The organism is Streptomyces sp. NPDC001920, from assembly GCF_053594495.1.
Genome location: NZ_JBSFEP010000001.1, coordinates 241,568 through 262,678, shown reverse-complemented (window position 1 = coordinate 262,678; position 21,111 = coordinate 241,568). Strand labels below are relative to the sequence as shown.

Annotated in this window: 16 protein-coding genes; 11 read left to right on the top strand and 5 right to left on the bottom strand. The window is 69.6% G+C overall.

All coding sequences use genetic code 11. From position 1 onward, the window contains the following. Positions 1-46: 46 nt before the first annotated feature. The 9 genes from ngcE to ACWCPI_RS01095 all read left to right on the top strand — a co-directional run bounded on the left by ngcE (position 47) and on the right by ACWCPI_RS01095 (position 12,153). Complete coding sequence (gene ngcE, locus ACWCPI_RS01135; RefSeq protein WP_451036102.1) at positions 47-1,531, top strand: N-acetylglucosamine/diacetylchitobiose ABC transporter substrate-binding protein; 1,485 nt, start codon at positions 47-49, stop codon at positions 1,529-1,531. 39 nt (positions 1,532-1,570) lie between these two features. Continuing rightward, positions 1,571-2,494, top strand: coding sequence for a carbohydrate ABC transporter permease (locus tag ACWCPI_RS01130; protein ID WP_451036101.1), 924 nt, complete (start codon positions 1,571-1,573; stop codon positions 2,492-2,494). Positions 2,495-2,506: 12 nt separating this feature from the next. Further along, entirely contained in the window at positions 2,507-3,439 is a 933-nt protein-coding gene (locus ACWCPI_RS01125; protein ID WP_451036100.1) for a carbohydrate ABC transporter permease, read from the top strand. A 209-nt stretch (positions 3,440-3,648) separates the two neighbouring features. Continuing rightward, positions 3,649-4,860 carry an ROK family transcriptional regulator gene (locus ACWCPI_RS01120; RefSeq protein WP_451036349.1) on the top strand — a complete coding sequence of 404 codons (1,212 nt, stop codon included), beginning with the start codon at positions 3,649-3,651 and terminating at the stop codon, positions 4,858-4,860. A gap of 133 nt (positions 4,861-4,993) precedes the next feature. After that, positions 4,994-6,091, top strand: a complete 1,098-nt coding sequence (locus ACWCPI_RS01115) for a sugar ABC transporter substrate-binding protein (RefSeq protein ID WP_451036348.1) — start codon at positions 4,994-4,996, stop codon at positions 6,089-6,091. Between the two features lie 193 nt (positions 6,092-6,284). Continuing rightward, positions 6,285-7,076 carry an ATP-binding cassette domain-containing protein gene (locus tag ACWCPI_RS01110; RefSeq protein WP_451036099.1) on the top strand — a complete coding sequence of 264 codons (792 nt, stop codon included), beginning with the start codon at positions 6,285-6,287 and terminating at the stop codon, positions 7,074-7,076. Continuing rightward, positions 7,073-8,365 carry a sugar ABC transporter permease gene (locus ACWCPI_RS01105; protein WP_451036098.1) on the top strand — a complete coding sequence of 431 codons (1,293 nt, stop codon included), beginning with the start codon at positions 7,073-7,075 and terminating at the stop codon, positions 8,363-8,365. The genes ACWCPI_RS01110 and ACWCPI_RS01105 overlap by 4 nt, the downstream gene beginning before the upstream one ends. A gap of 192 nt (positions 8,366-8,557) precedes the next feature. Further along, a complete protein-coding gene (gene dxs, locus ACWCPI_RS01100; RefSeq protein ID WP_451036097.1) occupies positions 8,558-10,486 on the top strand; it encodes a 1-deoxy-D-xylulose-5-phosphate synthase in 1,929 nt (642 codons plus the stop codon). Positions 10,487-10,632: 146 nt separating this feature from the next. After that, positions 10,633-12,153 carry an amino acid permease gene (locus tag ACWCPI_RS01095; protein WP_451036096.1) on the top strand — a complete coding sequence of 507 codons (1,521 nt, stop codon included), beginning with the start codon at positions 10,633-10,635 and terminating at the stop codon, positions 12,151-12,153. 37 nt (positions 12,154-12,190) lie between these two features. Here ACWCPI_RS01095 and ACWCPI_RS01090 read toward each other — a convergent pair whose 3' ends face one another. Further along, the gene (locus tag ACWCPI_RS01090) at positions 12,191-12,562 is read right to left on the bottom strand and encodes an NTP pyrophosphohydrolase (RefSeq protein WP_451036095.1); all 372 of its coding nucleotides are present in this window, start codon (positions 12,560-12,562) and stop codon (positions 12,191-12,193) included. A gap of 44 nt (positions 12,563-12,606) precedes the next feature. Further along, positions 12,607-13,614: an NAD(P)-dependent oxidoreductase gene (locus tag ACWCPI_RS01085; protein WP_451036094.1), complete on the bottom strand. Its 1,008-nt coding sequence runs from the start codon at positions 13,612-13,614 to the stop codon at positions 12,607-12,609. 558 nt (positions 13,615-14,172) lie between these two features. On the opposite strand from ACWCPI_RS01085, the gene ACWCPI_RS01080 reads away from it, so the two are divergent. Together ACWCPI_RS01080 and ACWCPI_RS01075 are read left to right on the top strand one after the other, a co-directional pair. Further along, complete coding sequence (locus tag ACWCPI_RS01080) at positions 14,173-15,189, top strand: hypothetical protein (protein WP_451036347.1); 1,017 nt, start codon at positions 14,173-14,175, stop codon at positions 15,187-15,189. 52 nt (positions 15,190-15,241) lie between these two features. Further along, positions 15,242-15,634, top strand: a complete 393-nt coding sequence (locus tag ACWCPI_RS01075; RefSeq protein ID WP_451036093.1) for a hypothetical protein — start codon at positions 15,242-15,244, stop codon at positions 15,632-15,634. Between the two features lie 78 nt (positions 15,635-15,712). Here the strand turns inward: ACWCPI_RS01075 and ACWCPI_RS01070 are convergent, their stop codons facing one another. From ACWCPI_RS01070 to ACWCPI_RS01060, 3 genes are all read right to left on the bottom strand, one after another. Beyond that, positions 15,713-17,842 carry a 3-hydroxyacyl-CoA dehydrogenase NAD-binding domain-containing protein gene (locus ACWCPI_RS01070; RefSeq protein WP_451036092.1) on the bottom strand — a complete coding sequence of 710 codons (2,130 nt, stop codon included), beginning with the start codon at positions 17,840-17,842 and terminating at the stop codon, positions 15,713-15,715. After that, positions 17,839-19,059 carry a thiolase family protein gene (locus ACWCPI_RS01065; protein WP_451036091.1) on the bottom strand — a complete coding sequence of 407 codons (1,221 nt, stop codon included), beginning with the start codon at positions 19,057-19,059 and terminating at the stop codon, positions 17,839-17,841. The genes ACWCPI_RS01070 and ACWCPI_RS01065 overlap by 4 nt, the downstream gene beginning before the upstream one ends. A 587-nt stretch (positions 19,060-19,646) precedes the next feature. Continuing rightward, entirely contained in the window at positions 19,647-20,927 is a 1,281-nt protein-coding gene (locus ACWCPI_RS01060) for an HRDC domain-containing protein (RefSeq protein WP_451036090.1), read from the bottom strand. Positions 20,928-21,111: the final 184 nt, after the last annotated feature.

Genomic DNA, 21,111 nt, shown 5'->3' with positions numbered 1-21,111 from the left:
GGATCCGGTTCACCGCCTGAGTCCTGGAGAAGGCGAGGACTTGAGCATGGGATCCACTTCCGCCGAGAACACCGAGAACACCGAGACCGACGGCTCGGAGAACGCCGGCGCCCCGGGTGTGGGACGCCGCGACCTGATCAGGCGGTCCGTCGCGCTCGGTCTGGTCTCCGTCCCGACGATGAGCTTCCTGTCGGCCTGTGCCACCGGCGGGGGCGGCGACGGCGAGGCGAGCAAGGCGCCGGGTGGTGCGAAGTCCGCCACCAACCCGCTCGGTGTCAAGGAGGGCGCCGCGCTGGAGGCGTTCATCTTCAAGGGCGGCCTCGGTGACCAGTACGCCAAGGACGCGGAGGCCGACTACAAGGCGAAGTACAAGGCCGAGGTCAAGCACACCGGCACCCAGCAGGTCGGCCCCAAGCTCACCCCGCGCTTCGCGGGCGGCAACCCGCCGGACGTCATCGACAACTCCGGCGCCGACCACCTCGACATGAACAAGCTGTCCACGCAGGGCCAGCTGCAGGACCTGCAGGCGCTGCTCGACGCACCCTCCTTGGACGACGCGAGCAAGAAGATCTCGGACGTCATCCACCCGAGCACCATCGAGAAGGGCAAGCACGGCGACACCTTCGACGTGCTCTACTACGCCTTCACCATCTACGGCACCTGGTACTCGCAGAAGGTCCTCGACGACAACGGCTGGGAGTACCCCACGTCGCTCGACGACATGGTCAAGCTGTGCGGTGAGATCAAGAAGAAGGGCATCGCTCCCTGGACGTACGCCGGAAAGTATCCGTACTACGTCCATTTCAACCTCTTCGCCCAGATCGCCAAGATCGGCGGCATGGACGCCTGGATCGCCATCGACAACCTGGAGCCGAACGCCTGGACCGGTAACGACGCGGTGAAGCAGGTCGTCGGGCACTACGAGGAGCTGGCCGCCAAGGGGTACTTCCTGGAGGGCAGCCAGGGCCTGACGCACGTTCAGTCGCAGACCGCCTGGAACAAGGGCAAGGCCGTCTTCATCCCCAACGGCTCCTGGGTGGAGAACGAGGCCGCACCGACCACGCCCAAGGACTTCCGGATGTCCGTCGGGGCCCTGTTCGACGGGTCCGGTGACAAGATGCCGCACGGCACCCTGCGCGCCGAGCCCAGTGAGCCGTACATCGTGGCCGCCAAGGGCAAGAACCCGGCCGGCGGCATGGAGCTGCTGCGCATCATGCTCTCCAAGAAGCACGCCCAGAACTTCGCCACCAAGGTCAAGTCGCTGACCTGTGTCGTCGACGCCACCGAGGGCATGACTCTCTCGCCGGGCCTCGCCTCGGCGAGCAAGGCGTTCAAGGACGCCGGCGACAACATCATCAGCCTCCAGCTCCAGGAGTGGTACCCGTCGTTGACGGACGAGAAGATCGGCGGCCTGACCGGGCAGCTGCTCACCGGTGAACTGAAGGCGGCCGACTGGATCAAGAAGACCCAGGAATACGCCGACGCCGTGGCGAAGGACGACTCCGTGAAGAAGTTCAAGCGCGAGAAGTAGGCCGGGCAATCACCGAGGGGAAGGGCCGGGAAGCACACCATGCAACACGGCAAATACCGATTCATCGTGGGCTTCCTGGCCCTGCCCGTGATCGTCTACGCGATCTTCGTGATCTCGCCGTTCGTCCAGGCGTTCCAGATCTCGATGACCGACTGGTCCGGCCTTGTGGGAACCGCGAAGTTCGTCGGTTTTGAGAACTTCGAAAAGCTCTGGAACAACGAGGACTTCTGGAACGCGCTGTGGCACAACGTCTACATGCTGATCGCGGTGCCGCTCGTGACACTCGCGCTCGGTCTGTTCTTCGCCTTCATGCTCAACGTCGGCGGAAAGCGCCGTAAGAACGAAGTCATCACCGGGGTGGCGGGTTCGAAGTTCTACCGGTTCGTCTTCTTCTTCCCGCAGGTCATCTCCATCACCATCATCGCCGTCATCTGGTTCAACATCTACAACCCGGACCCGCAGGACGGCATGCTCAACTCCCTGCTCGGCGCGGTCGGCCTGGACGGCTGGCAGAACGCCTGGCTGGGGGAGAAGAGCCTCGCCCTGATGTGCATCATGGCGGTGATGATCTGGTCCCACGTGGGCTTCTACGTCGTGCTGTTCTCGGCGGCGATGGCGTCCATCCCCCGGGACATCTACGAGGCGGCCCTGCTGGACGGCGCGGGCCGCTTCCCCACCTTCTTCCGGATCACCCTGCCGCTGCTGTGGGACACCGTGCAGACCGGGTGGGTGTACATGGGCATCATCGCCCTGGACGGCTTCGCCCTGGTGCAGATCATGTCGGTCAACATGGGCGGCCCCGACGGCGCCACGGACGTCATGCCGCTGCGCCTGTACCTGACGGCCTTCCGCGACAGCCAGTTCGGGTACGCGTCCGCGATGGGCGTCGCGATGCTCATCGTCACCATGACGTTCGCAGTGCTCACCCTGCGCTTCGCGCGGCGTGAGCGGATCGAGTTCTAGGGGTACGGGGCGATGACGACCGACACCAACACCGGCACGGTGACCAAGGCGGCCGAGGCGGACCGTCCGGGGGTCGCCAGGAGCTTCGGCCCGGCTGACGGCCGCACCTCCGAGGGCGGGGTCCTGCATGTCTTCTCGCACGGCATGCTCGTCCTGTGGGCGCTGATGGTGGGCGTGCCGCTGCTGTGGGTGCTGTGGAGCTCCTTCAAGACCAGCAACGGCATCCTGTCCGACCCGTGGGGGCTGCCGGCCACGCTGCACTTCGAGAACTGGGCCAACGCCTGGAACAAGGCGAACATGGGCCAGTACTTCCTGAACACCGCCATCGTGGTGGGCGGTTCGGTGGTCGGCACGATGGTGCTGGGTTCGATGGCCGCCTACGTGCTGGCGCGCTTCACCTTCCCCGGCAACCGGTTCATCTACTTCATGTTCGTGGCCGGCATGTCCTTCCCCGTCTTCATGCTGGTCATTCCGCTGTTCTTCGTGCTGCGGGACTTCCCGGGCAGCCCGCTGCTGGCGACGTACCACGGGCTGATCCTCGTCTACATCGCCTATTCGCTGCCGTTCACGGTCTTCTTCATGACCGCGTTCTTCCGCACCCTGCCGACGTCGGTCGCGGAGGCCGCGCTGATCGACGGCGCCTCGCACACGCGAACGTTCTTCCAGGTGATGCTCCCGATGGCAAAGCCGGGCCTGATCAGCATCGGCATCTTCAACTTCCTGGGGCAGTGGAACCAGTACCTGCTGCCGATGGTGCTCAACCAGGACGAGGACAAGTACGTCCTCACCCAGGGCCTGGCGATGATCGCCCTCCAGCAGGGCTACGAGAACGACTGGGGCGCGCTGATGGCCGGCATGATGATCGCGATGCTGCCGGTGCTCGTCGTCTACTTCATCTTCCAGCGGCAGGTGCAGGCGGGCCTGACGGCCGGTGCGCTGAAGTAAACGCTGTCTGTTGGGCCCTGCGTAAGGAGCATGTCACTCCACGTCCAACGTGAGCCGCCCCACTCAGGGGCGGCTCACGTGTGCGCGTACACACTCCCGGATCCGGTTCAACCTCTTGACGGGAGGCAACCCGAACGGCTCAGCTTAGAGTTCACTAGTTGGACACGAACGGGGCCTCGTCGATGCGGTCCCGCGCGCAGGAGGTCGTCGTGGAGACTCCGGGGTCGCAGTCATCGCTGCACCGAGCCAACCTGGAGCGGGTCGTCCGTGCCGTCAGGCTGGCCGGATCGCTCACCCAGGCGGAGATCGCCAGGACCACGGGTCTGTCCGCGGCGACGGTCTCGAACATCGTCCGGGAACTCAAGGACGGCGGAACGGTCGAGGTCACGCCCACATCGGCGGGTGGCCGCCGGGCCCGCAGCGTCTCGCTCAGCGGTGACGCCGGCATCGTCATAGGGGTCGACTTCGGCCATACGCACCTGCGTGTCGCGGTCGGGAACCTCGCCCACCAGGTGCTCGCCGAGGAGTCCGAACCGCTCGATGTCGACGCCTCCTCGACCCAGGGGTTCGACCGGGCCGAAGAGCTGGTCAACCGCCTCATCGCGGCCACGGGCGTCGATCGGTCGAAGATCGCCGGGGTGGGGCTCGGCGTACCCGGACCGATCGACGTCGAGTCCGGCACCCTCGGTTCGACCGCGATCCTGCCCGGCTGGACCGGAACCAAGCCCGCCGAGGAGCTGCGCGACCGGCTCGGGGTACCCGTGCACGTGGACAACGACGCCAACCTGGGCGCCCTGGGTGAGCTGGTCTGGGGCAGTGGCCGAGGGGTGCGGGACCTGGCGTACATCAAGGTCGCGAGCGGTGTGGGGGCCGGTCTGGTGATCAGCGGCAAGATCTACCGGGGGCCGGGCGGCACAGCGGGAGAAATCGGGCATATTACCCTTGATGAATCCGGCCCGGTCTGCCGCTGCGGAAACCGGGGCTGCCTGGAGACCTTCGCGGCCGCCCGCTATGTGCTCCCGCTGCTCCAGTCCAGCCACGGCACCGACCTCACCATGGAGGGCGTCGTACGGCTGGCCAGGGACGGGGATCCGGGCTGCCGTCGGGTGATCGCCGACGTCGGCCGCCATATCGGCAGTGGAGTCGCCAACCTCTGCAATCTTCTGAACCCGAGCCGCGTGGTCCTCGGCGGTGATCTCGCCGAGGCCGGTGAGCTGGTCCTCGGGCCGATCCGGGAGTCCGTCGGCCGCTACGCCATTCCCAGTGCGGCGCGTCAACTATCCGTTCTTCCCGGGGCACTTGGTGGTCGCGCGGAGGTGCTCGGCGCCCTCGCGCTCGCACTCAGCGAGATGGGTGATTCGGCGCTTTTGGACGGGAGTGTCGCCGGGTCCCTGCCGGTGGCCGCCCCTGCCTTCACTTAGAGAACGGATGGCACCGTTGCCAACCCGTTAAGGATTTACTTCTTGACGTCGCACGTGTGGCCGAGTTGACTTCCAGCCACCTCGGCCGCAATGTCGCGGCCTCGTCAGGGAGGTTTCTGAAGTGAACACGCTTATGCGTCGTGCCGCCGTAGCCGTTGCCGCTGGTGCGATGGCCGTCTCGCTGGCTGCCTGTGGCAGCGCCGAGGAAGCGGGCGGCGGCAAGGACTCGACCGCTTCCGCCGCCAAGGGCGACGACATCAAGGTCGGTCTCCTGCTCCCGGAGAACCAGACCGCTCGCTACGAGAAGTTCGACCGGCCGCTGATCGAGGAGAAGATCAAGGAGCTGACGAACGGCAAGGCGACCGTCGACTACAACAACGCCAAGCAGGACGCCAACCTGCAGGCCCAGCAGGTCGACACCATGATCACCAACAAGGTGGACGTCCTCATCCTGGACGCCGTCGACGCCAAGGCGATCAAGAACTCCGTCCAGAAGGCCGTCGACGCCGGCATCAAGGTCGTCGCCTACGACCGCCTGGCCGAGGGCCCGATCAGCGCCTACACCTCCTTCGACAACGTCTCGGTCGGCAAGACCCAGGGTGAGGCCCTGCTGAAGGCGCTGGGCGACAAGGCCAAGGACGGCCAGATCGTCATGATGAACGGCTCCGTCACCGACCCGAACGCCGCCCAGTTCAAGGAGGGCGCGCACTCCGCCCTGGACGGCAAGGTGAAGGTCGGCAAGGAGTACGACACCAAGGAGTGGAAGCCGGAGAACGCCAACCAGAACATGGAGGCGGCGATCTCGGCGCTCGGCAAGGACAAGATCGTCGGCGTCTACTCCGCCAACGACGGCATGGCGGGCGGCATCATCACCGCCCTGAAGGCCGCCGGCATCGACGTCCCGGTCACCGGCCAGGACGCGGAGCTCGCCGCGGTGCAGCGCATCGTCGCCGGTGAGCAGTACATGAGCGTCTACAAGCCGTACGCCCCCGAGGCCGAGGCCGCCGCCGAGATGGCCGTCGCGCTCGCCCAGGGCAAGTCGCTCGACTCGATCGCCAAGGACAAGGTCGACAGCGGCAGCGCCAAGGCCGTCCCGTCCGTCCTCGTGCCGGTCACCTCGCTGACCAAGGACAACATCAACGACACCGTCATCAAGGACGGCGTCTACACCGCCGCCGAGATCTGCACCGGCAAGTACAAGGCCGCGTGCGACAAGGCCGGCGTCAAGTAAGCAGGAACCCCGGCAGTCCCAGCTCCCTTCAGGTGCGGGAATCCGTCCCCGGATTCCCGCACGGGACATGACTGCTCCAGACTCCTCCGGCGCCCCGCGCGTCATTCAGCCCCGCAAGCTCGACGCGGGGCGCCGGACGGAAAATCCCCCAACTCTTCTGCACTACCTTCCGCCGGGTCAGGCGGCGAAGGAGATGGTTCACGTGTCCGCTACGCCCGTGCTGGCGTTGCGAGGGGTCTCCAAGCGGTTCGGTGCCGTCCAGGCGCTCACCGACGTAGAGCTTGAGGTCCACGCCGGTGAAGTGGTCGCCCTGGTGGGCGACAACGGCGCCGGAAAGTCCACGCTGGTCAAGACGATCGCCGGCGTGCACCCCATCGATGAGGGCGTCATCGAGTGGGAGGGCAAGGCCGTTTCGATCAGCCGGCCGCACGACGCCCAGAGCCTGGGCATCGCGACGGTCTACCAGGACCTCGCGCTGTGCGACAACATCGATGTCGTCGGCAACCTCTTCCTGGGCCGCGAGCTGAAGAAGCGCGGTGTCCTCGACGAGGTGGAGATGGAGCGCCGCTCACGCGAGCTGCTCCAGACGCTGTCGATCCGCATCCCCAGCGTGCGCATCCCGATCGCCTCGCTCTCCGGCGGTCAGCGCCAGACGGTGGCCATCGCCCGCTCCATGCTCGGCGAGCCCAAGCTGGTCATCCTCGACGAGCCCACCGCCGCCCTCGGCGTCGAGCAGACCGCCCAGGTCCTCGACCTGGTCGAGCGGCTGCGCGAACGCGGGCACGCCGTCATCCTCATCAGCCACAACATGGCCGACGTGAAGGCCGTCGCGGACAAGGTCGCCGTGCTGCGCCTGGGTCAGAACAACGGCGTCTTCGAGGTCAAGACGACCTCGCAGGAGGAGATCATCTCCGCCATCACCGGCGCCACCGACAACGCCGTGACCCGCCGTGCGGCGCGCACGACCGGGGAGGTTTCCAAGTGAGCATCGACAAGACCTCCACCACGAAGGACGAGCACGAGGTCCTCAACACCGAGGCCGCCGCGGCCGCGGTGACCGCGGTCGACCCCCGCCTGCTGGTGCAGGAGCAGGGCCTGGCCGGCTACGTCACGGAGTTCCGGCGCAAGATCAAGGCGGGTGAACTCGGCTCCCTGCCGGTCATCCTCGGCCTGATCGTCATCTGCGTCATCTTCCAGAGCCTGAACTCCGCGTTCCTGTCCGCGCAGAACATCAGTGACATCACCGTCACGATGGTCGGCACGGGCATGATCTCCGTCGGCATCGTCTTCGTGCTGCTGCTCGGTGAGATCGACCTGTCCGTCGGCTCGGTCAGCGGCGCCTCCAGCGCCATCGCGGCCGTCCTCGCGGTGAACCAGGGCTGGCCGGAGTGGGCCGCCGTGCTCTTCGCCGTCGCCGCCGGTGCCGTCATCGGCGCGGCGCACGGCTTCTTCTTCGCGGTGCTGGGCGCCCCCGCCTTCGCCGTCACCCTGGCGGGTCTGCTGTTCTGGCTCGGCTTCATGCTCCAGACGCTGGGCGAGAACGGCACGATCAACCTCGACAGCGACGGCCTGATCGGCAAGCTCACCACGTACTTCTTCACCGACGTGGCCGCCGCGTACGGCCTGGCGGCCGTGGTGACCGCGGTGTTCTTCATCACGTCCTTCCTGGGCAACCGCCGCCGCGAGGCCGCCGGGATCCCGTTCCGGCCGCTGAGCGACACGGTCCTGCGCACGGTACTGCTCGCCGTGGTCTCGTTCGCCGCGGCGGTCATGTACAACCAGTACAAGGGTCTGCCGCTGGCCACCGTGATCTTCCTGGTGTTCCTCGTCGGCACGGACTTCCTGCTGCGTCGCACCTCCTACGGCCGCAAGGTCTTCGCCCTCGGTGGCAGCGTCGAGGCCTCGCGTCGAGCGGGCATCAACGTGACCGCGGTGCGGATCTCGGTCTTCGCGATCTCGGGTGGTTTCGCCGCCCTCGGCGGTCTCTTCCTCGCCTCGAAGATCGCCTCCGCCAACCAGAGCGCCGGTACCGGTGACCTGCTGATGAACGCCATCGCGGCGGCCGTCATCGGTGGTACCTCGCTGTTCGGCGGACGAGGCCGCACGTGGAACGCGCTGCTCGGTGTCCTGGTGATCGTCTCCATCCAGTACGGCCTCCAGCTGGAGTCCATCGCCGAGCCGGTGAAGTACATGATCACCGCCGGTGTCCTGCTGACGACGGTCGTGATCGACTCGATCACCCGCAAGACGCAGAAGACGGCGGGGCGCGCGTAGCGCCGCCCGAAGCGAGACAGTGCCCGGCGCCTTCCAGGTGCCGGGCACTGTCGTGTCGTACGAAGCGTTGCTCATGGGTAGAGCCGAACGCGTGACGCAAGACCCACCGCCCGGGCGTCGGCCGCAAGGGCGGAACATTAGACTCGACAAGCCCGGCAACAGCTCGAACAGCTCTACTGCAAGGAGGCACGGGTGCCGCTGCTGACCCGCATCACGGGACCGCGCGATCTGGACCGGCTCAGCCCGGAGCAGCTGGACCAGCTGGCGGAGGAGATCCGGACCTTCCTCGTCGACGCGGTTTCCAAGACCGGCGGCCACCTCGGCCCCAACCTCGGTGTCGTGGAGCTCACCATCGCCCTGCACCGGGTCTTCGACTCGCCCAAGGACAAGGTGCTCTGGGACACCGGCCACCAGTCCTACGTCCACAAGCTGCTCACCGGCCGCCAGGACTTCAGCCGGCTGAAGATGAAGGGCGGCCTGTCCGGCTACCCCTCGCAGGCCGAGTCCGAGCACGACGTCATCGAGAACTCGCACGCCTCGACCGTCCTCGGCTGGGCCGACGGTCTCGCCAAGGCCAACGAGCTGCTCAAACGCGACGACCACGTCGTGGCCGTCATCGGTGACGGCGCGCTGACCGGCGGTATGGCCTGGGAGGCGCTGAACAACATCGCCGAGGCCAAGGACCGCCCCCTCGTCATCGTCGTCAACGACAACGAGCGCTCGTACGCGCCCACCATCGGCGGCCTCGCCAACCACCTGGCGACCCTGCGGACCACCGACGGCTACGAGCGCTTCCTGGCCCGCACCAAGGAGATCCTCGACCGCACGCCCGTCGTCGGCAAGCCGCTGTACGAGACCCTCCACGGGGCCAAGAAGGGCCTGAAGGACTTCATCGCCCCACAGGGCATGTTCGAGGACCTCGGCCTGAAATACGTCGGTCCCATCGACGGCCACGACATCGAGGCCCTGGAATCCGCCCTGGCCCGTGCCAAGCGCTTCGGCGGCCCGGTCATCGTGCACTGCCTCACCGAGAAGGGCCGCGGTTACCAGCCCGCCCTGCAGGACGAGGCCGACCGCTTCCACGCCGTCGGCAAGATCCACCCCGACACGGGCCTGCCGATCGCCACCTCCGGCGCCGACTGGACCTCCGTCTTCGGTGACGAGATGGTCAAGCTGGGCGAGGAGCGCGAGGACATCGTCGCCATCACCGCCGCCATGCTCCAGCCGGTGGGCCTCGACAAGTTCGCCAAGCGGTTCCCCGAGCGGGTCTACGACGTCGGCATCGCCGAGCAGCACGGCGCCGTGTCCGCGGCGGGCCTGGCGACGGGCGGCGTGCACCCCGTCTTCGCCGTCTACGCCACCTTCCTCAACCGCGCCTTCGACCAGGTCCTGATGGACGTGGCGCTGCACAGGTGCGGGGTCACCTTCGTGCTGGACCGCGCCGGTGTCACCGGCACCGACGGCGCCTCCCACAACGGCATGTGGGACATGTCGATCCTCCAGGTCGTCCCCGGCCTGCGGCTCGCCGCCCCGCGCGACGCCGACCAGGTGCGGGCGCAGCTGCGCGAGGCCGTCCAGGTCAAGGACGCCCCGACCGTCGTCCGCTTCTCCAAGGGCGCCGTCGGCCCCGCCGTGCCCGCCGTCGGCCGCGTCGGCGGCATGGACGTGCTGCGCGAGCCCGGCACCGACACCCCGGACGTGCTGCTCGTCTCGGTCGGCGCCCTCGCCCCGATGTGCCTGGAGATCGCCGGTCTCCTCGACAAGCAGGGCATCTCCACCACCGTCGTCGACCCGCGCTGGGTCAAGCCCGTCGACGAGGCCATGGCCCCGCTCGCCGAGCGGCACCGCGTGGTCGTCACGGTCGAGGACAACTCCCGCGTCGGCGGTGTCGGCTCGGCGATCGCCCAGGCCCTGCGCGACGCGGGCGTGGACGTGCCGCTGCGTGACTTCGGCATCCCGCCGCGCTTCCTCGACCACGCCTCGCGCGCCGAGGTGATGGCGGAGATCGGCCTCACCGCCCCCGACATCGCCCGCCAGGTCACCGGACTGGTCTCCAAGCTGGACGGCCGGTTCGACCGCGCCGCCGCCGAGGTCGACTCGGTGGAGCCCGCGCGCGACTGACGGCGGCCGTAGAGCCGTACGGGCCGGTTTCACCACCGCACAGGGTGGTGAAACCGGCCCATCTGTGTGAATCCGCCCGTGCCGGGGCAGGCGTACCACGCCCCCTCTCGATCATGTCGAGGACGACAAGCGTGGGAGGTATGACCGTGAGCAGCACACTCTTCCGGACGAAGAGAGTCGAGCAGTCCATCCTCGATACCGAGGAGCCAGAGCACGCGCTCAAGAAATCCTTGTCCGCGCTGGATCTGACCGTCTTCGGCGTCGGTGTCATCATCGGCACCGGCATCTTCGTCCTCACCGGTACCGTCGCCAAGAACAACGCCGGACCCGCCGTGGCCCTGGCGTTCGTGGCGGCTGGCGTCGCCTGCGCGCTGGCCGCGCTCTGTTACGCCGAGTTCGCGTCCACGGTCCCGGTCGCCGGGTCCGCGTACACGTTCTCGTACGCCTCCCTCGGGGAACTGCCCGCCTGGATCATCGGCTGGGACCTGGTCCTGGAGTTCGCACTCGGGACGGCGGTGGTGGCCGTCGGCTGGTCCGGCTACGTCCAGTCGCTCATGGACAACGCCGGCTGGGCGATGCCCGCGGCCCTGGGCAGCCGCGAGGGCGCCTCCGACTTCGGCTTCGACATCCTCGCCGCCGCACTCGTCCTCGTCCTCACGGGCATCCTCGTGCTCGGCATGAAGCTGTCCGCGCGCATCACGTCCCTCGTCGTCGCCATCAAGGTGACCGTCGTCCTCACCGTGATCATTGCGGGCGCGTTCCTGATCAAGGGCGACAACTACGACCCGTTCATCCCGAAGGCCCAGACGGTCGACGCCGGCAGCAATCTCGACGCCCCGCTGATCCAGCTCATGTTCGGCTGGGCGCCCTCCAACTTCGGCGTGATGGGCATCTTCACCGCCGCCTCGGTGGTGTTCTTCGCGTTCATCGGCTTCGACGTCGTGGCCACGGCCGCGGAGGAGACCAGGAACCCGCAGCGGGACATGCCGCGCGGCATCATCGGCTCCCTGCTGATCTGCACCACCCTCTACGTCCTGGTGTCGATCGTCGTCACCGGCATGCAGCACTACAGCCGGCTGTCCGTCGACGCCCCGCTCGCCGACGCCTTCAAGGCCACCGGGCATCCCTGGTTCGCGGGCTTCATCAGCTTCGGCGCCGCGGTCGGCCTGACGACCGTCTGCATGATCCTGCTCCTCGGCCAGACCCGCGTCTTCTTCGCGATGAGCCGGGACGGACTGCTGCCGCGGTTCTTCTCCCGGGTCCACCCGCGGTTCAAGACCCCGCACCGGCCGACGATCCTGCTCGGCGTGATCATCGCGGTCCTCGCCGGTTTCACCCCGCTGACCGAACTCGCCGCGCTGGTGAACATCGGCACCCTGTTCGCCTTCGTCGTGGTCGCCATCGGCGTGATCATCCTCCGCAGGACCCGCCCCGACCTGCACCGGGCCTTCCGCACCCCGTGGGTGCCGTTCGTCCCGATCCTGTCGGTCTGCGCCTCGCTGTGGCTGATGATCAACCTGCCCGCCGAGACGTGGGTGCGGTTCGCGATCTGGATGGCGGCCGGCTTCGTCGTGTACTTCCTCTACGGCCGCTCGCACAGCCGCCTCGGCCGGCACGAGGAGACGACGGTGACGGAGGTGGAGAAGGGGCACGGAGGCACCGCGTAGTCCGGCGCACCCGCACGGGGCCGCGTACGGCGCCCGGCTACGGCCGGACCGTACGCGGCCCCGCCACGTCCGCCCCCAGTTCCGTGACCCTGCGCCGCAGCTCCCGGTCCGCGGTCACCACCAGGCAGGGCCGCCCGCCCGCCAGCGCGACGAGCTCGACCATGTGGTCGTCCCCGCTGCCGGCCGCGGACTCCACCCGCACCCCGGGCACGGACTCCACGCCCCGGGCCGCCCCCTCCACCACGAGCACGATCTCCACGGGCTCCGGGTGCCCCGGCACCCCGTCCGCCGCCAGCCGGTCCCGCAGCCGCTCCGCGGCCCCCCGCCGGTCCCGCCACCACCCGTCGGGCACCGACCCCACGACGTTCGCGGCGTCGACGATCACCAGCAGGGGAGTGTCCTCAGTCATGGGGCAAGGGTGGCACGGCCTCCGCCCCGCGAGGAGCGCCCGGCTCAGTCGGCGGCCCGCTCCCCCTCCGCCGCGAAACTGGCGAAGTACGCCGCCGCCATGTCCTCGTCCCCGTGCCCCAGCGCGGCCGCCCGCTCGAAGCGCCGCGCGCCCGCCTCGGCCACGTCCAGGCGGGCGCCGTACCGCTCGCCGGCCTCCACGATGAGCCGCGCGTCCTTGGCGGCCGTCCCCACCGCGAACTGCGCCGGGACCAGACCGTCGTTCAGCACCAGGCCGGTCTTGGCGCGCAGGTACCCCATGTCGAGCGGGCCGCCGTCGATCACCTCGAAGAACCGCTGCGGATCCACGCCGAGGGCCTTGGCCAGGGCCAGGACCTCACCGGCCGCGTTCGTCACCGCCAGCACCCAGCTGTTGGCGACCAGCTTCAGACGCGTCGCGCTGCCGGCCCCACCGTCCTCGCCGGTCCACACCGTCCGGGCCCCTACGGCCTCGAACACCGGCGTCACCGTCCCGCGCCCCTCGGCAGGCCCCGCCGCCAGCACGGTGAGCTGACCGGCCTCGGCAGGCGCGCGGGTGCCGAGCACCGGGGCGTCGTAGAAGACGAGGCCGTGCTCGCGGGCGAAGGCGGCCAGGTCGGCGATCCGCTCGACGCCGGCGGTCGTCGACTGCACCCAGGCGACACCGGAGCGCAGCGCGGGCGCCGCCTCCCGCATGACGTCCAGGGTCGCGGGACCGTCGTACAGCATGGTCAGGACGACGTCGGCGTCCCGGACCGCCTCGGCGGGGGAGCCGGCGACGAACGCCCCGTCGGCGGCCAGGGGGTCGGCCTTGGCACGGGTACGGTTCCAGACCCGGACGGCGTGCCCGGCCTTCGCGAGGTTACGGGCCATCGCGGCACCCATGATGCCGGTGCCCAGGACGCTCACGGTGAGCTTGTCGGTCATGGCGTCGACTTCCTGTTCTCGTACGGAGGCTGCTGCGAACCAGCTTGCCCGCCGTGCGGGGCGATGCCACGGACCGAACCTGGTCGCCCAGGGCCCCGGGCGCGGCACGGCTGCCCTCGCGTCGTCGGGGGCCGGAAGAGGCGCAGGGGACGGCGGTTCGGTGCCGGCCGGGGCACGACCGGACGCGACGGGCGTGCACCGAGGGGCGCAGGTGGTCCGCTGCGCCGACGGAGCGGTGGACACGGGCGTCGGCGAACCGGACGGCCCCGCAGCGAGACGGCCCTGGTCCGCGAACGGTGCCCGTTTCCGGATCGTGCGCACCGGGGGATCCTCGATCGCTTCGCGGACACGCGGACCATGCAGAAAGCCACCGGAGGGACGGCCTTCGACGACTTCCGCCCCATCCACGACACCCGTGCCGCCGAACTCACCGCGGTGCTCGCCCGGCAGCGCCCCCGCGTCGACGCCGTGCGCCTCGGCGGGGCCAGGGAGCTCACCCGTGAGCTGAGAGCACGCCTTCCGTCCCGTGGCGTTCCCCGAGGCGGGTGCTCGTGCCCGACGGCGCTCACCACCGATTCCCGCCGGACACCGTCCGACGCCGCCGGACCGTTGACCAGGCAGGGGGGCGGGACACGGCCGAACTCCCGCCCCGCATATGGTGAACCGGTGAACGGCGACTGGCTCATCCGCGGCCGTGACGGCCGCCTCAGCGTCTATCTCCCCACCGACGACGCCGTCCTGTGCCGGGTGGAACTCGGACGCGGTGGCCCCTGGGAACCCCCGCGCCGGGTCGGCGGCGACCAGAAGCTGCGCCCGGGCCCCGGGATCGGCCAGGGTGCCGACGCCTACGCGCATCTGGCCGCCTGGCGGCCCACCGAGCCCGGTGAGGCGGGGCTCGTGCACACGACCCAGTTCCGCCCCCGTCTCGCGGCCCTGGACTGGGCGTCGATCGGCCATCCCGACAAGACCGGTGACCGCACGGGGACGCCTGCCGTCGCGGTCGACGTCCGGGGGCGCGGCCATGTCTTCGTCCGCAACGGGAACGGCGGGGTGAGCATGCGCATGCAGAAGGAGAAGGGCGGCTGGGACCCCTGGCGGGACCTCAAGGGGCATGACGTGCAGGGCCGGCTCGCGGCCGTGACGGGGGAGTCCGGCCGCGTCGAGCTGTACGCGGCCGCCGCCGGGGCCGTACTGCACTGGCGGCAGGAGGAACTGGCGGCCGTACCGACGCTGGTCGAGGAGAGGGAGGCCTCGGTGCGCCCGGACACGCTGCACGCCCTGGCCACCTCGCCGGACGCGACCACGCTCTTCTACGCGAACGACGCCGGCGACCTGTGCGCCTGGCGTTCCGGCAGCAAACCGGTGACCCTGCTGCCCTCCGCGGGACCCGGCCCCGTCTCGGCGGTCCGCTGCGAACTCGACGGCCACGACTGCACGTTGCTCGCCCAGCGCTCGGCGAGCGGCCGGGTCGCCTTCGCCGCCTATCCGACGGAGCGGGAGTCGGCGGGCGCGTGGTGGACGGAGTCAGGGCCGGAGCTTGCGGCGGACGCGGTGGTGGCGCTGGCGCTCGACGAGGAGGAGCGCGTGGTCGCGGCCACGTGGTCGCCGTCGACGGGGCGGCTGCTCGTCACCCGGCGCAAGGACGAGCCGGGTCTCGCGCTGGAGGCGTGGTGTGAGGCCTGAGCGGACGTCATTCGCGGGACCGCACGGGCGTCCCTGAGCCAGGATGGCCCTCATGGACGCGAAGAGTACGGACAGCCTGGTCGAGGTCTGGCGGCGGATCCTGGAGCCCTCAGGGACCTCCTGGGTGCTTTTCGAGCACGGCACATGCGTGCTGCTGAAGGAGCCCGGGGGAGACCTGGCGGAGCAGGCTTCGGCCATCCTCGGCGAGTTCGGCCCGGTGCACGTCGGCTCCTCGGCCGGTGACTTCAACGTGCTCACGCTCAAGGACGACCTCGGCTGGCTGGTCACCGGCCACCACCCGGACGTCGTCACCCACGTCGCCCTCGACGAGCCCGTCGATCCGTCGCACCTGGCCGTGGGCATCCACGGCCGTTCCAAACGCCATCAGGACGGGACGGGCCTCCACGTCGTCCATGTCGAGGACCGGCGCCCCGCCGCGGGCTGAACGCCCGGACGCGGGCTGGAACGCCGGTGCCCCGCACGCCGGCAGGCATGCGGGGCACCGGTGCTCACAGCGCAGCGGTCACGCGGGGACGCTCGCGACGCCCGGCGCCAGGAACTTCTTGCCGTTCACACGCTCGGAGACACCCTCGCGGTCCAGGTACGGCGTGATGCCGCCCAGGTGGAAGGGCCAGCCGGCGCCCGTGATCAGGCACAGGTCGATGTCCTGGGCCTCGGCGACGACGCCCTCGTCGAGCATGAGCCCGATCTCCTGCGCCACCGCGTCCAGGACACGGTCGCGGACCTGCTCCTCGGTGAGGACGACATCGCCCTGCTTGAGCAGCGCGGCGACCTCGGGGTCCAGCTCCGGCTTGCCGGAGTCGTAGACGTAGAAGCCGCGCTTGCCCGCCTTGACGACGGCCGCGAGGTTCGGGGAGACCTTGAAGCGGTCCGGGAACGCCTTGTTGAGGGTCTCGGAGACGTGCAGACCGATCGCGGGGCCGACCAGCTCCAGCAGGACCAGCGGCGACATCGGCAGGCCCAGCGGCTCGACCGCCTTCTCGGCGACCTCGACCGGGGTGCCCTCGTCGATGACGTTCTGGATCTCGCCCATGAAGCGGGTCAGGATGCGGTTCACGACGAACGCCGGGGCGTCCTTCGTCAGCACCGCGGTCTTCTTCAGCTTCTTGGCGACGGCGAAGGCCGTGGCCAGGGAGGCGTCGTCGGTCTTCTCGCCGCGGACGATCTCCAGCAGCGGCAGGACCGCGACCGGGTTGAAGAAGTGGAAGCCGACGACCCGCTCGGGGTGCTTCAGCTTCGACGCCATCTCGGAGACGGACAGCGAGGAGGTGTTGGTGGCGAAGATCGCGTGCGCCGGGGCGACCGCCTCGACCTCCGCGAACACCTGCTGCTTGACGCCGATCTCCTCGAAGACGGCCTCGATGACGAAGTCCGCGTCCGAGAAGCCCTCCGCCTTGTCCAGGACACCGCTGACCAGCGCCTTGAGGCGGTTGGCCTTGTCCTGGTTGATACGGCCCTTGCCGAGCAGCTTGTCGATCTCGGCGTGGACGTAGCCCACACCCTTGTCGACGCGCTCCTGGTCGATGTCGGTCAGGACGACCGGCACCTCCAGGCGGCGCAGGAAGAGCAGCGCCAGCTGCGAGGCCATCAGGCCCGCGCCGACCACGCCCACCTTGGTGACCGGACGCGCCAGGTTCTTGTCCGGCGCACCGGCCGGACGCTTGCCGCGCTTCTGGACCAGGTTGAAGGCGTAGATGCCGGCACGCAGCTCGCCACCCATGATCAGGTCGGCCAGCGCCTTGTCCTCGGCGTCGTAGCCCTGCTGCAGGTCGCCGTTCTTGGCGGCGGCGATGATGTCGAGGGCGCGGTAGGCGGCCGGAGCGGCGCCGTGCACCTTGCCGTCGGCGATGAAGCGGCCCTTGGCGACGGCCTGGTCCCAGGCCTCACCGCGGTCGATCACCGGACGCTCGACCTCGATGTCGCCCTTGAGGACCTGAGCCGTCCAGATCAGCGACTGCTCCAGGAAGTCGGCGCCCTCGAAGATGGCGTCGGCGATGCCCAGGTCGAAGACCTGCTGGCCCTTGAGCTGCTTGTTCTGGTTGAGGCTGTTCTCGATGATGACCTGCACGGCCTTGTCGGCACCGATCAGGTTGGGCAGGATCGTGCAGCCGCCCCAGCCGGGGACCAGGCCGAGGAAGACCTCGGGGAGCGAGAACGCCGGGAGCGCCTTCGAGACGGTCCGGTACTTGCAGTGCAGACCGACCTCGACGCCACCGCCCATCGCGGCGCCGTTGTAGTACGCGAAGGTCGGCACGGCGAGGCCCGCGAGGCGCTTGAAGACCTCGTGGCCGCCCTTGCCGATGGCCAGCGCGTCCTTGTGCTCCTTCAGCAGCTCGACGCCCTTGAGGTCGGCGCCGACGGCGAAGATGAACGGCTTGCCGGTGATGCCGACGCCGACGATGTCGCCGTCCGCGGCCTCCTTCTCGACCTGGTCGAGGGCGGTGTTGAGATTCGCCAGGGACTGCGGGCCGAACGTGGTCGGCTTGGTGTGGTCGAAGCCGTTGTCCAGCGTGATCAGGGCGAAGCGGCCGGCGCCGAACGGCAGGTCGAGGTGGCGTACGTGCGCGCTCGTCACGACCTCGTCCGGGAACAGCTCGGCCGCGCCCTTCAGGAGCTCAGCGGTGGTGCTCACTTGTTGCCTCCGTCGAAGTGCGGGTTCTCCCAGATGACCGTCGCGCCCATGCCGAAGCCGACGCACATGGTGGTCAGGCCGTAGCGGACGTGCGGCTGCTCCTCGAACTGGCGGGCCAGCTGCGTCATCAGACGGACGCCGGAGGAGGCCAGCGGGTGGCCGAACGCGATCGCGCCACCGTACTGGTTGACGCGCTCGTCGTCGTCCGCGATGCCGTAGTGGTCGAGGAAGGCCAGGACCTGGACGGCGAACGCCTCGTTGATCTCGAAGAGGTTGATGTCCTCGATCGAAAGACCCGCCTTGGCGAGGGCCTTCTCCGTGGCCGGGATCGGGCCGTAGCCCATGACCTCCGGCTCGACGCCCGCGAAGGCGTAGGAGACCAGGCGCATCTTCACCGGGAGGTCGTTCTCGCGGGCGAAGTCCTCGGACGCGATGATCGAGGCGGTGGCGCCGTCGTTCAGACCGGCCGCGTTACCGGCGGTGACCCGGCCGTGGACACGGAACGGCGTCTTCAGGCCCTGGAGGTTCTCCAGGGTGGTGCCCGGGCGCATCGGCTCGTCGGCCGTGACCAGGCCCCAGCCCGTCTCGCCGGCCTCGGGGTTCGTGCGGCGCACGGAGACCGGGACCAGGTCGGCCTGGATCTTGCCGTTGGCGTACGCCTTGGCGGCCTTCTCCTGCGAGCGCACGGCGTACTCGTCGGCGCGCAGCTTGGTGATGTGCGGGTAGCGGTCGTGCAGGTTCTCGGCCGTCATGCCCATGAAGAGCGCCGACTCGTCGACCAGCTTCTCGCTGACGAACCGCGGGTTCGGGTCCACGCCCTCACCCATGGGGTGGCGGCCCATGTGCTCGACACCACCGGCGATGACGGCGTCGTAGGCGCCGAAGGCGATGGAGCCCGCGACCGTGGTGACGGCGGTCAGGGCGCCGGCGCACATACGGTCGACGGAGTAACCCGGCACCGACTGCGGCAGCCCGGCGAGGATGCCGGCCGTCCGGCCGATGGTCAGGCCCTGGTCGCCGATCTGCGTGGTCGCGGCGATGGCGACCTCGTCGATCTTCTTGGGGTCGAGACCGGGGTTGCGGCGCAGCAGCTCCCGGATCGCCTTCACGACGAGGTCGTCGGCGCGGGTCTCGTGGTAGATGCCCTTCGGGCCCGCCTTGCCGAACGGGGTGCGGACGCCGTCGACGAAGACGACGTCCCTGACGGTACGAGGCACGATGGCTCTCCTCCAGGGTGCGGGATGGCACTACTGCTGCGCGGCACGCTGAGCGCGCGCTCAGGGCTCATGCTACTTATGAGTAACGTAGCTGCCCAGTCCTGGGGGGCGGAGCGGTGAAGGTCACACCTTCGGGGGTGCGGTCGATCCTCTCGGTGTCAGGACCGGAGTGGGCACCGGATGCGACCCGGGGCCGTCGCCCATGAATCAGGGAGGGGTGCCCGACCGCGGCACCGGCAGCCCGAGCCGCCGTACCGGCGCCGTGTCGGGTCGGTGCCCAGCCCGGCTCGCGCGGCCTGGAAGATCCGGTCCCGGGTCGTCTCCGACAGCCCCGGCTTGTGGTCGAAGGCCAGGGAGACGGCCCCGCGTCGGCCCTGTCGTCACTTCCCGCCTGCCCGGTGGTGTCCGGCACGCACGCTCGCCGCGTTGCCGAACCGCCCACGTGGCTCCGCGGCGAGGGCGCTCGCTCCGGCGCCGTGCGATCGCACGCCCCCACGCTCGAACCGAGCTTCGCCCGGCTCGAGGGGGCACCCCATCGCCGCGGCCGGGCCCGCCCTTCGGGCGGACGACGGGAGTGACGCCAGACCCTAGGCGGACAAGGCAGCGACCAGAACCGGCGTGACCTGCTCGACCTGCCAGGGCCGCGCCCCGTAGCCGACCAGCGCCTGAGCGACCGACTCGGCGTCGACGACCTTCGGCGGCTCCCAGCACAGCCGGCGCACGGTGTCCGGCGTGATCAGGTTCTCCTGGGGCATGGTGAGCCGCTCGGCCAGCGCGGACACGGCGGCCCGAGCGGCGGACAACCGGGCCGCGGCGACCGGATCCTTGTCGGCCCAGGCCCGCGGCGGCGGCGGCCCGGTCACCGGCTGACCGGGCGCCGGCAGCTGCGACTCGCTCAAGGTCTTCGCACGGTCCACCGCGGCCTGCCACTGCTCCAGCTGCCGCCGCCCCATCCGATGCCCGAACCCGTTGAGCGCGGCCAGGGCGTGCACGTTGGCCGGGATGGACAGCGAGGCCTCCACGATCGCGGCGTCGGACAGCACCTTGCCCGGCGACACGTCCCGCTTCTGAGCGATCCGGTCCCGTGTCTGCCACAGCTCCCGGACGACCGCGAGCTGGCGGCGCCTGCGCACCTTGTGCATCCCGGACGTCCGCCGCCACGGATCCTTGCGCGGCTCGGCGGGCGGCGCGGACGCGATCGCGTCGAACTCCTGCCGCGCCCACTCCAGCTTCCCCTGCCGATCCAGCTCCTTCTCCAGCGCGTCGCGCAGATCCACGAGGAGCTCGACGTCCAGGGCGGCGTACCGCAGCCACGGCTCGGGCAGCGGCCGGGTCGACCAGTCGACGGCCGAGTGCCCCTTCTCCAGGACGAACCCGAGCACGCTCTCCACCATCGCGCCGAGCCCGACTCGCGGGAACCCGGCGAGCCGCCCGGCCAGCTCGGTGTCGAACAGCAGGGTCGGCACCATGCCTATTTCCCGCAGACAGGGCAGGTCCTGGGTGGCCGCGTGCAGTACCCACTCCACCCCGGACAGCGCCTCGCCGAGCCCGGACAGGTCGGGGCACGCGACGGGATCGATCAGCGCGGAGCCGGCGCCCTCGCGGCGCAGCTGTACCAGGTAGGCGCGCTGGCCGTAGCGGTAGCCGGACGCGCGCTCGGCGTCGACGGCGACCGGACCCGATCCGGCGGCGAAGGCGGCGATCACCTCGGCGAGCGCGGCCTCGTCGGCGATCACGGGTGGAATGCCCTCGCGGGGCTCCAGCAAGGGGATCGGCGCCTCCGTAACAGAAGATCCGCCGTCGTCCGGAGGGGCGCCTCCGGTGGTTCGCAGTGAAGTGTCTGCTGCGGTTTCTTGGGCGTCGGTCACATGTCAAGGGTATCTGTAAGGGGGAGCGTCTGACCTGCGCGTTCTGGACACGTTGGCGCTGACCTGCGGAAACACGTCTCGTCGTTCCCACGGTTTGCCGGTGCCCCTCGATCGCGGTGCCCTGGACCTGCGTCGCGGATCGCCGTAATCCGCCGAAAGCGGCCCGACCGCGGGGCCCGCGCGA